At 70.7% G+C, this 10,340-nt stretch carries 11 protein-coding genes; 8 read left to right on the forward strand and 3 right to left on the reverse strand.

All coding sequences use genetic code 11. The annotated features are described in order from the left end of the window. Positions 1-184 precede the first annotated feature (184 nt). The 6 genes from HW577_RS05205 to hemC all read left to right on the forward strand — a co-directional run bounded on the left by HW577_RS05205 (position 185) and on the right by hemC (position 7,064). Complete coding sequence (locus tag HW577_RS05205) at positions 185-1,099, forward strand: cobalamin B12-binding domain-containing protein (RefSeq protein WP_198375006.1); 915 nt, start codon at positions 185-187, stop codon at positions 1,097-1,099. Between the two features lie 116 nt (positions 1,100-1,215). After that, positions 1,216-2,649 carry a transcriptional regulator PpsR gene (ppsR, locus tag HW577_RS05210; RefSeq protein ID WP_332837453.1) on the forward strand — a complete coding sequence of 478 codons (1,434 nt, stop codon included), beginning with the start codon at positions 1,216-1,218 and terminating at the stop codon, positions 2,647-2,649. A gap of 8 nt (positions 2,650-2,657) precedes the next feature. Continuing rightward, complete coding sequence (gene chlG, locus HW577_RS05215; protein ID WP_198375007.1) at positions 2,658-3,581, forward strand: chlorophyll synthase ChlG; 924 nt, start codon at positions 2,658-2,660, stop codon at positions 3,579-3,581. Continuing rightward, positions 3,581-4,894 carry a BCD family MFS transporter gene (locus HW577_RS05220; RefSeq protein WP_198375008.1) on the forward strand — a complete coding sequence of 438 codons (1,314 nt, stop codon included), beginning with the start codon at positions 3,581-3,583 and terminating at the stop codon, positions 4,892-4,894. The genes chlG and HW577_RS05220 overlap by 1 nt, the downstream gene beginning before the upstream one ends. A gap of 14 nt (positions 4,895-4,908) precedes the next feature. After that, entirely contained in the window at positions 4,909-6,096 is a 1,188-nt protein-coding gene (locus HW577_RS05225; protein ID WP_232474690.1) for a geranylgeranyl diphosphate reductase, read from the forward strand. After that, positions 5,997-7,064, forward strand: coding sequence for a hydroxymethylbilane synthase (hemC, locus tag HW577_RS05230; protein ID WP_408639521.1), 1,068 nt, complete (start codon positions 5,997-5,999; stop codon positions 7,062-7,064). The genes HW577_RS05225 and hemC overlap by 100 nt, the downstream gene beginning before the upstream one ends. Positions 7,065-7,101: 37 nt before the next feature. Here the strand turns inward: hemC and HW577_RS05235 are convergent, their stop codons facing one another. Together HW577_RS05235 and HW577_RS05240 are read right to left on the reverse strand one after the other, a co-directional pair. Continuing rightward, a complete protein-coding gene (locus tag HW577_RS05235; protein ID WP_198375011.1) occupies positions 7,102-7,518 on the reverse strand; it encodes a hypothetical protein in 417 nt (138 codons plus the stop codon). 97 nt (positions 7,519-7,615) lie between these two features. Then, positions 7,616-7,882, reverse strand: a complete 267-nt coding sequence (locus HW577_RS05240; protein ID WP_198375012.1) for a hypothetical protein — start codon at positions 7,880-7,882, stop codon at positions 7,616-7,618. Between the two features lie 162 nt (positions 7,883-8,044). Between HW577_RS05240 and HW577_RS05245 the strand changes: the two genes are divergently transcribed. After that, positions 8,045-8,425 carry a c-type cytochrome gene (locus HW577_RS05245; RefSeq protein WP_232474691.1) on the forward strand — a complete coding sequence of 127 codons (381 nt, stop codon included), beginning with the start codon at positions 8,045-8,047 and terminating at the stop codon, positions 8,423-8,425. Between the two features lie 63 nt (positions 8,426-8,488). On the opposite strand, the gene HW577_RS05250 is transcribed toward HW577_RS05245, so the two are convergent. After that, positions 8,489-9,721: an alpha-hydroxy acid oxidase gene (locus HW577_RS05250; protein ID WP_198375013.1), complete on the reverse strand. Its 1,233-nt coding sequence runs from the start codon at positions 9,719-9,721 to the stop codon at positions 8,489-8,491. 297 nt (positions 9,722-10,018) lie between these two features. Between HW577_RS05250 and HW577_RS05255 the strand changes: the two genes are divergently transcribed. After that, on the forward strand, positions 10,019-10,201 hold the full coding sequence (locus HW577_RS05255) for a hypothetical protein (RefSeq protein ID WP_198375014.1): 183 nt from the start codon (positions 10,019-10,021) through the stop codon (positions 10,199-10,201). Positions 10,202-10,340 lie beyond the last annotated feature (139 nt).

The following is a 10,340-nucleotide window of genomic DNA, read 5'->3' on the forward strand; positions in this document are numbered from 1 at the left end:
GCCCTGGGAGAGGAACCGGAGCCTTGCGTGTCGTGTGCGACAGCCCGTCATTCCGCCCTCCCTCGGCGTTTCGAAGCGTGATGAAGGCTAGAAGTCCGCCGCCGCGAGTGTCAAGCGTGATTGACGTATTGAGCGCTTGACATTCGACGGCGCAAGGAATGAAGTCCGGTGGCGGGAGAGGACCATGGTCGTGAAGCCGATGACGGGTCACGAGCGCAGCGCCGAGGCTGAAGCGAGCGGACCGGAAGCCGAGGGCACCGGGCCCTCAACGGATGCGCCCGCGCGCATGCCGCCGCGCTCGGGCCACGGGCGCCGGCGCAACCGCATCGCCATCCTCGCCCGCACGCTCGAGAGCGACATCATCCCGCGCCTTCTGCTCGCCCATCGCGACATGGCGCCGGCCGCCTACATCGACGGGCCGCCCTTGTCCGCGCCCGGCCCCGCCGACATCGAGACCATTGTCGGACTCGCCACGCGGGCGGACCTGCAGGGGTCGATCTCCTACCTCGAAGGGCTGCGCGGCCGCGGCATGCAGCTCGAGCGGTTGTATCTCGACCTGCTCGCCCCCGCCGCGCGCAGGCTCGGCGTGATGTGGGAGGAGGATCTCTGCGACTTCACCACGGTGACGATCGGCCTGTCCTGCCTGCACCAGGTGGTGCGCGAATACAGCCCCGCCTTCACCGTCCGCGGCCCTCGGGCCGAGCCCGACCGGCGGGTGCTGCTCGCCCCGGCGCCGGGGGAGCAGCACAGCTTCGGCATTCTCGTCGTCGAGCAGTTCTTCCGTGGCTCAGGATGGGATGTCTGGTCGGGCGCCGGTTCGGAGCGGGCCGAGATCCTCGAAGCGGTGCACCGCGTCTGGTTCGGCATCGCAGGCTTCTCGCTCGCCTGCGAGGACCATCTGAGCGGCCTCGCCCTGCTTATCCGCGACGTTCGCCGCGCCTCCCGCAATACGGGACTCGGCGTGCTCGTCGGCGGACCGATCTTCATCGACCGTCCGGACCTGGTGAGCCTGGTCGGTGCCGACGCCACGGCCGCGGATGGCCGGCAGGCAACCTTGCAGGCGGAGACAATGCTCGCCCTTCTCGGAAGGACCGTCTGACGTCGGCGCAGGCCGGCCAGGGCGCGCAAGTATATGGATCGAAACGTAATTTGGCGATGCCCGGCGATTGACTTGGCATCCCATCGGAGACAGGCGGAGGCATACGGAAGTCCAAGGTGGAGCATCCGGTGAAGTCGTTCAGCACGCCACGCAAGACCGTCGGGGATTTGGACGCGGATGCCGCGGCCGCGCTCATCAGCGCCGCCGCGGACATCGCGCTCATCCTCGACGACAAGGGCGTGATCCGCGACGTGGCCTTCAGCAATGAGGAACTCGCCCACGAATTCGCGGCGCATGGCAGCTGGCTCGGCCAGCCCTGGATCGAGACCGTCGCCAGGGACAGCCGCCCGAAGGTCGAGGAACTCTCGCGCGGCGAGGGTGCGAAGGGCGGGCGCTGGCGCCACGTGAACCAGGTCTCGGCCGAGGGCGCCTCGATCCCGATTCTCTATTCCACCGCGCCGATCGGCAAGGCCGGGCGCATCGTGGTCTTCGGCCGCGACCTCCGTCCCGTCTCGCGCCTCCAGCAGCGGCTGGTGGAGGTGCAGCAGTCGATGGAGCGCGATTATTCGCGCCTGCGCCAGGCCGAGACGCGCTATCGCCTGCTGTTCCAGATGTCGCCCGACCCGGTGATGGTGCTGGACGGGACGACCCAGCGCGTGACGGAAGCCAACCCGGCGGCGATGCGCCTGTTCGGCAAGGACCAGCGGCGCGCCGTGGGCCGCCCTGTCGCCGAGGCCTTCGCCGGCGAGTCGCGCGCCGTCGTCCAGGCGCTCCTCGCCTCGGTCCGCGCCGCGGGGCGTGGCGACGACGTGCGCGCCCGACTCGCCGAGGATGGCAGCGAGGTCACCGTCTCGGCCTCCACCTTCCGCCAGGAGGGGGCGCTGCTGTTCCTGCTGCGCATCAGCGCGCCCGATTCCGGCGCGGTGGCGCTCCCGCCGGCCAAATCGAAGCTGCTCAAACTCGTCGAGCAGGTGCCAGACGCCTTCGTGGTCACGGGCCCCGACGGGCGCGTCATCACCGCCAACGCTGCCTTCATCGAGATGATCGAGGCGCCGGGCGAGGACCAGGTGCGCGGGGAACCACTCGACCGCTGGCTCGGCGTCCAGGATGTCGAGGCAGAGGTGCTGTTCAGCCATCTGCGTAACCGCGGCTCGGTACGCCTCTACACTTCGACGCTGCGCGGCGAGCATGGGCTGCGCACCGAGGTCGAGATCTCCGCCGTCACCGTCATGAACGGCGGCAAGGCCTGCTTCGGCTTCGCGATGCGCGACGTCGGCGCGCGCATCCGCCCGGCCCAGGGCGCGGGCTTCCGCCCGACCCGCTCGGTCGAGCAGCTGACGGAGCTGATCGGCCGCGTCCCGCTCAAGGACCTGGTGCGGGAGGCGACGGACGCGATCGAGCGCCTCTGCATCGAGGCCGCGCTCGAACTCTCCGGCGACAACCGCGCCTCGGCCGCCGAGATGCTCGGGCTGTCCCGCCAGAGCCTGTACGTGAAGCTGCGCCGCTACGGCCTTGGCGATCTCGGCGCCGAGCCGGGAGAGGCCGGATAGGATGCCACATGTCCGGCCAGGCTGACATCTCCGCCCCTCCTGGCCGGGCGGCGCGCACGCGCCCCGCCCCGGGTGTCGTGCTGGAGCTTCTCAAGCCGATCACCTGGTTCCCGCCCATGTGGGCGTTCATGTGCGGGGCCGTCTCCTCCGGCGCGCCGCTGCTCGATCGCTGGTACCTCGTGCTCGCCGGCATCCTGCTCGCCGGCCCGCTCGTGTGCGGCATGAGCCAGGCGGTCAACGACTGGTTCGACCGCCATGTGGACGCGATCAACGAGCCGCAGCGGCCGATTCCCTCGGGCCGCATGCCCGGGCGCTGGGGGCTCTATGTCGCGGTGTCGTGGACCGGCGTCTCGCTCGCCTGGGGGGCCATGCTCGGCTTGTGGGGCTTCCTCGCCACCGTGCTCGGCGTGGCACTCGCCTGGGCCTATTCGGCGCCGCCGCTGCGGCTCAAGGCGAATGGGTGGTGGGGCAACCTCGCCTGCGGTCTCGCCTATGAAAGCCTGCCCTGGATCACGGCCGCCGCAGTGCTCTCCGCCGCCGCGCCCTCCGTCGAGGTGCTGGTCATCGCGACGCTCTACGGCCTTGGCGCGCATGGCATCATGACGCTCAACGATTTCAAGGCGATCGAGGGCGACCGGCGGATCGGCATCCGCTCCCTGCCCGTCCAACTCGGCCCCGAGCGCGCCGCGCGAGTCGCCTGCTGGTTCATGGCGGTGCCGCAGGCTGTCGTCGTGGCGCTGCTGGTGATGATGGACGCACCGGTCCATGCCGCCTTGGTCGCACTGCTGTTGGCAGGCCAGGGCTGGGCGATGGCGCGGATGCTGACCGACCCGCGGAAGCTCGCCCCCTGGTACAACGGCACGGGCGTGCTGCAATTCGTCCTCGGCATGCTGACCTGCGGCTTCGCGCTGCGGGCGGGAGCGGGGTTCTGATGCGCCCACCCCTCGGCTGGCCGGGCATCCTCAGGCTTGGCCTCGTCCAGACGGCGCTCGGCGCCATCGTGGTGCTGACGACCTCGGCGCTGAACCGCGTCATGGTCGTGGAACTGGCGCTGCCCGCGACGCTGCCCGGCCTGCTGGTGGGCATCCACTACGCGCTGCAGATGCTGCGGCCGCGCTGGGGCTACGGGTCGGACATGGGCGGGCGGCGCACGCCCTGGATCCTCGGCGGCATGGCCGTGCTCGCGCTCGGCGGCGTATTGGCCGCGGCGGCGACGGCGCTGATGGGCACGGCGCTCTGGCCGGGCGTCGCGCTCGCGGTGCTGGCCTTCCTGATGATCGGCCTGGGCGTCGGCGCCGCCGGCACCTCGCTTCTGGTCCTGCTCGCCGCGCGGGTGGACGAGAAGCGCCGGGCCGCGGCGGCATCGATCGTCTGGATCATGATGATCGCGGGCTTCATCCTGACCACCGCGATCGGCGGGCGGCTGCTCGACCCCTATTCGCCGGAGCGACTCGTCGCGGTCTCCGCCGGCGTGTCGCTCATCGCGATGGTGGTCGCGACCATCGGGGTGCTCGGCATCGAAGGTCCCTCCCCCGCGCGCGACATGGCGGCACCCGCCGCGAAGCCGCCCTTCCGCCGCGCCATGGCCGATGTCTGGGCGGAGCCGGAGGCGCGGCGCTTCACGCTGTTCATCTTCCTCTCCATGCTCGCCTACAGCGCGCAGGACCTGATCCTCGAACCCTTCGCCGGCAGCGTCTTCGGCCGCACGCTCGGCGAGAGCACGCAACTGTCCTCGCTGCAGAATGGCGGGACGCTGGCGGGGATGGTGCTTGTCGCGGTCGTCGGCAGCGCCTTCGGCGGGCGCTTCGCGCATACGCTGAAGGGCTGGACGATCGGCGGCTGCCTGTTCGCCGCGGCGACGATGCTGCTGCTTGCGGCAAGCCCGCTGATGGGCGACGCCTTCCCCCTCGCACCCGCCTTCTTCGCGCTCGGCGTCGGCAACGGCACCTTCGCCGCGGCTGCAATCGCCTCGATGATGAAGATGGTGGGCGAAGGTCAGGCGAAGCGGGAAGGCACGCGCATGGGCATGTGGGGCGCGGCGCAGGCCGTCGCCTTCGGCATCGGCGGCCTGGCCGGCGCGGCCGCCGTCGATATCGCGCGAGTCGCGCTCGGTGCGCCGCATGTCGCCTATGCCTTCGTCTTCATTGTCGATGCGCTGATCTTCGTCGTGGCGGCGATGCTCGCCGCGCGGATCGGCGGCACGCGCCGCAGCCGCGGCTACGGGCCGATGCTGCCCGCCGAATGAGCCAGGAGAGCCCCATGCAAGCCCAGGATCGCTTCGATGTCGTAGTGGTGGGCGGCGGGCCATCCGGCGCGACGGCCGCCGAGGACCTCGCCCGCGCCGGGCGGCGCGTCGCGCTGCTCGACAAGGCAGGGCGCATCAAGCCGTGCGGTGGCGCCATCCCGCCGCGCCTGGTGCGCGACTTCGACATTCCCGACCACATCATCTGCGCCCGGGTGAACAGCGCGCGCATGATCGCGCCATCCTCGAAGACCGTGGACATGCCGATCGACGGCAATGGCTACGTCGCCATGGTCGACCGGGAACACTTCGACGCATTCCTCCGCACCCGCGCCGAACATGCCGGAGCGACGCGCTTCACCGGCACCTTCGACCGAATCGAGCGCGACGCCGAAGGCAGCCCGACCGTGGTGTTCGAGGACAGGGAAGGGCGCGAGCAGCGGCTCGCCACCCGCCTCGTCATCGGCGCGGATGGCGCGCGATCCCGCGTCGGCAAGCAGGAAGTGCCCGCGGCGGCCAAGATCCCCTTCGTATTCGCCTATCACGAGATCATCGAGGCGCCCGCGCCGTCGGACACCTATGACCCGAAGCGCTGCGACGTCTTCTACCAGGGCAAGCATTCGCCCGATTTCTATTCCTGGATCTTCCCCCACGGCACGACCGCCAGCATCGGCACGGGTTCCGCGCAGAAGGGCTTCGCGCTGCGCGGGTCGATCGCCGAGTTGCGCCGCGCGACCGGGCTCGATGGCGCGCGGACCCTCCGCCACGAAGGCGCGCCCATCCCGATGAAGCCGGCCAAGCGCTGGGACAATGGCCGCGACGTGCTGCTCGCCGGCGATGCCGCGGGCGTCGTCGCGCCGGCCTCGGGCGAGGGCATCTACTACGCCATGCTCGGCGGCCGCCTCGCGGCCGAAGCCTGCGAGGCGTGCCTTGCGACCGGCGATGCGCGGGCGCTGAAGCTCGCCCGCAAGCGCTTCATGAAGGGCCACGGCACGGTCTTCATGGTGCTCGGGATCATGCAGTACTTCTGGTACTCGTCGGAAAAGCGGCGGGAAAAGTTCGTCAAGATCTGCGCCGACAAGGATGTGCAGCGCCTCACCTGGGAATCCTACATGAACAAGGAACTGGTGCGGCGCGACCCGCTCGCGCATGTCCGCATCTTCTTCAAGGACCTCGCCCACCTCATGGGCTTCGCCCGCGCATGAGCGAGATCGCCGTGCGTGCCCAGCCCGTGCCGCTGCGCATCGGCACCCGCGCCTCCCCCCTCGCGCTGTGGCAGGCGCGGCATTTCCTTGGCGTCGTCGGCACGTTCTGCCCGATGCTGCGCGGCGACACCTTCTTCGAGGAATGCGCGCTGTCCACCGCGGGCGACCGCATCCTCGACCGACGCCTCGCCGAGATCGGCGGCAAGGGCCTGTTCGCCAAGGAGATCCACGAGGCGCTGCTCGACGGCCGCGTCGACTTCGCGGTGCATTCGCTCAAGGACCTCGAGACGGAGCTGCCCGCCGGGATCGTCCTCGCCTGCGTGCTGAAGCGGGAGGATCCGCGGGACGCGATCGTCCTCGGGCCGCGCTGTGGGGCGCCGGTGCCGGGCAATCCGCTCGCGGCACTGCCCATCGGCGCGCTTGTCGGCACCTCATCGGTCCGCCGCCAGGCGCAGCTGCTCCATGCCCGCCCAGATCTGCGCGTCGAGGCGATCCGCGGCAATGTCCAAACGCGGCTCAAGCGCCTGGAGTCGGGAGAGTTCGACGCGACCATGCTGGCCCTCGCGGGCCTCAAGCGCCTCGGCCTGGGCCATCTCGCCGGCGTGGTGCTGGAGGCGGAGGAGATGGTGCCCGCCGCCGGCCAGGGCATCGTCGGCGTCACGGTGCGCGCCGAGGATGCGGCACTGATCGAACTGCTGCGCGCCATCGAATGCCCCGAGGCGCGCGTGGCTGCAGATGCCGAACGCGCGCTGCTCGGCGCGCTCGACGGATCCTGCCGCACGCCGATCGGCGGGCATGCGCGCGTCCTGATGGATGGGCAGCTCTACCTGACCGGCCTCGCCGCGCGGGCGGATGGCAGCTTCATGATGCGCCACCGCGTCGCGGGCCCGGTCGCCGACGCGGCGGAGATCGGCCGCGACCTCGGCGCGCGGATCCGGCGTGCCTGCCCCGCCGACATCCTCACCTGAAGGAGGTGCCCCGGCGCCGTCGCGCCGGGGGCCGCAGTCAGGCGTGCCAGCGCGGCGCCGCGGCGAGCGCGCGCCGACGGGGCGGATAGAGCTGCGCGGGCATCGCATCCTCCCGCCGCCGCGCCGCCTCGTCTCCCATCACCCGCTGCAGCATCGCGAGCTGCGCGTCGGTGAGTGTCGCGACCCAGAGCCGTGCGAAGGACGGGTCATGCACCGGGTCGAGCACCACGCGCGGGATGTCGATCTCCGCGCCACGGCGCTGCACCTCGGCCGCCGCGGCGGGGCTCGACGCGGCAAGCGCGCGCAGCCGCCGCGGATCGACCAGCAGGCTGGCGACGAAGGCGTCCATCTCGGCGCGGGCGCGCTCCAGGGGCTCGATCTCGCGCCCTTCCTCGGCGCGGATCAGGCCAGCCTTCAGCCGTTCGAAGGCAATCCGGTAGCTGCTTCCGTTCATGCGGCCCTCCCGGACACCCGTCCTGCGAGTGTCAGATAAATCTTACACCCCTGCCGTCAGGATGCACGCCGGAAATTGATCTGCGACATCGCCGGCCTCAGCGCCGGAAGCGCCGGGACAGATCCGCCAGATGCGCCACCAGCGCGGCTGAAAGCGCGGCGGGAATCAGCGGCCAGGGCCCGCCCGTGAGGGCGACGCGCAGCGCGAGGACGAGGAACGCCCCGGGGAGCAGCAGCGCGAGGATGTCGGGAATCGTCGGCCCCGTGCCCCGCCAGCGCCGCCATGCCAGCAGCGCGATCGCCTCCAGCACGAGGCAGGCGAGGATCAGGTCGGCGACCGCCCCGCTCGCAACCAACGCTTCCATGCCACTCCTTCACCTTCGTTTTGCCCTTCCGTGCGAGGAATATCGGCTTGCCAGATCGGCAAAGCAGACTAATTCCCCAACCGCCGGACAACGCGGCGTCTGCCGTTTCCAGACCGAGTCCAGCCGGACCGGCCCGATCGAACCCTTGGGAGGGAGTTTCGCATGCGACGACTGATGGTGACGATGGTGGTGGCGGCGGCGGCGGCGCTTCCGTCCGTGGCGTCCGCGCAGGATGCGGCGGCGGGTCAGCGCGTGTTCAACCAGTGCCGCGCCTGCCACACGCCTGACCAGGGCGGGCGCAACGGCGTCGGCCCGAACCTTTGGGGCATCGTCGGCCGCCCCGCGGCCTCGATCGAGGGCTTCCGCTACTCGGCCAACATGCGCGAGCTCGCGGCGGGCGGACTGACCTGGACCGAGGATCGGCTGCGCCCCTACATCACCAACCCGAAGGCGGTCGTCCCGCAGGGCAGCATGTCCTTCGCCGGGCTGCGCAACGAGCAGCAGCTCAACGACCTGATCGCCTACCTGAACACGCTGAAGTAGCCGCGCGCCGCCGAGCGGCCCGCGCATGACGGGGGGGAGGCATCGCCTCCCCCCTTTCGCGTTTCAGACCCGCCGCAGGAAATGCGGCCCGAGTTCCCCCATCGTGTTCGCGCCGATCAGCGCGAGGTCGCGATGCACCTCCTCCTTCAGCAGGTCGATAGCGCGCTCCACCCCGGGCTGCCCCTGCACCGCGGCGGCGCAGAGCATCGGCCGGCCGACGAACACGAAGCTCGCGCCGAGCGCATAGGCCTTCAGCACATCGGTGCCGCGGCGGATGCCGCCGTCGTAGATCACCGGCAGGCCGCCCGCGACCGAGACGATCTCGGGCAGCATGCGCAGGCCGGAGAGGGCGCCGTCGAGCTGCCGCCCGCCATGGTTGGAGACCATGAAGCCGTCCACGCCGATCTCCTTCGCCCGCACCACGTCGTCCGGATGGAGCACGCCCTTGATCAGCAGCTTGCCGGGGAAGCGGCGGCGGATCAGTTCGAGATGCGGCCAGGACAGGCCGTCGCGCGCACCGAAGGCGCGTTCCAGGTCGCGCGAGAGGATCGGCGGGCCGCGCCCGGCATCCATGTTCTCGAAATGCGGCATGCCATGGTTCTGCAAGGTCTTGAACCAGGTGCCGAAGGCCCAGCGCGGATGCGTCGCCCCCTGCCAGAACAGGCGGAAGGTCGGCTTCAGCGGGATGGTGTAGCCGTTGCGGATGTTGTTCTCCCGGTTGGAGGAGACCTGCACGTCCACCGTCAGCACGAAGGTCTTGAAGCCGGCCGCGATGACGCGATCGACCAGCGGCTCGATGCGCGAAGGCTCGCCGGGGAGATAGGCCTGGTACCAAGCATCCGGGTTGGCCTTGGCGATCTCCTCCAGCTTGATGAGGGAGGAGGCCGACATGATCATCGGAATGCCCTTCGCGCGCGCCGCCTGCGTCAGCGCGATGTCGCCGCGATAGGCGAGCAGCGCGGCCGAGCCCATGGGCGGGATGCCGAAGGGGGCCGCGTAGTCCTTGCCGAACAGCGTGACGGCGGAGGAGCGCGCGCGCGCATCGACCAGCGCGCGGGGGATGAAGCCCCATTCGGCGAAGGCGCGGCGGTTGTCGGTCAGGGACCAGTCCGTCTCGACGCCGCCGGCGAGGTAGCCATGCAGCATCTTCGGCAGATGCCGCTTCGCAGCCTTCTCGAAATCCTCGAGCGAGAGGTACTTCGCGAGTGCGGGCGGCACCGGCGGCGCGCTGCGCTTCTGCGACAGGGTCTGCGGATCGACGGGCGCGCGGGACTGCGCGGGGCCTTCGGCGGTCATGGACGTGTCATCCCGAATGAGCGTTCCGGCGCATGATGAAATGGAAGCGCCACGCAGGCCAGACGCCTACCGGGCAACCCAGCCTCCCGCAATGACGGAAGGAAGGTTGACCCAGGCGATATGAATTTGTTCTTGACTCGTTCCGAAAAAGCCCCCTAATCTCGGCGCATCAACGGGCGAGGTGCGCCCGTTGCCGGGCCGCAGGGACCCTTAAATCCCTGTCTCCCCGTTACCCCAAGCGTCCCACCCGGCCTCCGCCGGCTCACGGGCGCGCAGCCACGAAAGGAATTTTGTCTCATGACGCAACCGCTCCTGCCGTCGCCCGGCGAGACCGCCGCCCCGATGCCGCCCGCCGCGCCGCTGGCCGAGGCGCCCTGCCCGCGGTTCGGCGGCCTCTCCCCGCTCTTTGCCCCGGCCGAGGTGGCCGATCCGGGGCGCCTGCGCATGGGCGGCCTCAGCCCGCTCTTCGCCCGGGGCTGACGCACGAAGTGCGGCCCGCCCGCCCGGGTCGGGCCGCACACCGCGCCGCGCCACCGTGGAGCGCAACCCCGCGCCAGGACCGAGGAAGACCTGAGATGCAGCCCACCCTGCCCGCCACCGAGACCACGCCGCTAGCCCG

It is taken from the genome of Neoroseomonas rubea, from assembly GCF_016106015.1.
In the GTDB taxonomy this organism is placed as follows: Bacteria; Pseudomonadota; Alphaproteobacteria; order Acetobacterales; family Acetobacteraceae; genus Neoroseomonas; species Neoroseomonas rubea.

Bases quoted from the DNA above. Each gene is read 5' to 3' on its own strand.
- HW577_RS05205 (WP_198375006.1), top strand. From the start codon at position 185: ATGGTCGTGAAGCCGATGACGGGTCACGAGCGCAGCGCCGAGGCTGAA.
- chlG (WP_198375007.1), top strand. From the start codon at position 2,658: ATGTCCGGCCAGGCTGACATCTCCGCCCCTCCTGGCCGGGCGGCGCGC.
- HW577_RS05220 (WP_198375008.1), top strand. From the start codon at position 3,581: ATGCGCCCACCCCTCGGCTGGCCGGGCATCCTCAGGCTTGGCCTCGTC.
- HW577_RS05225 (WP_232474690.1), top strand. From the start codon at position 4,909: ATGCAAGCCCAGGATCGCTTCGATGTCGTAGTGGTGGGCGGCGGGCCA.
- HW577_RS05235 (WP_198375011.1), bottom strand. From the start codon at position 7,518: ATGAACGGAAGCAGCTACCGGATTGCCTTCGAACGGCTGAAGGCTGGC.
- HW577_RS05240 (WP_198375012.1), bottom strand. From the start codon at position 7,882: ATGGAAGCGTTGGTTGCGAGCGGGGCGGTCGCCGACCTGATCCTCGCC.
- HW577_RS05245 (WP_232474691.1), top strand. From the start codon at position 8,045: ATGCGACGACTGATGGTGACGATGGTGGTGGCGGCGGCGGCGGCGCTT.
- HW577_RS05250 (WP_198375013.1), bottom strand. From the start codon at position 9,721: ATGACCGCCGAAGGCCCCGCGCAGTCCCGCGCGCCCGTCGATCCGCAG.
- HW577_RS05255 (WP_198375014.1), top strand. From the start codon at position 10,019: ATGACGCAACCGCTCCTGCCGTCGCCCGGCGAGACCGCCGCCCCGATG.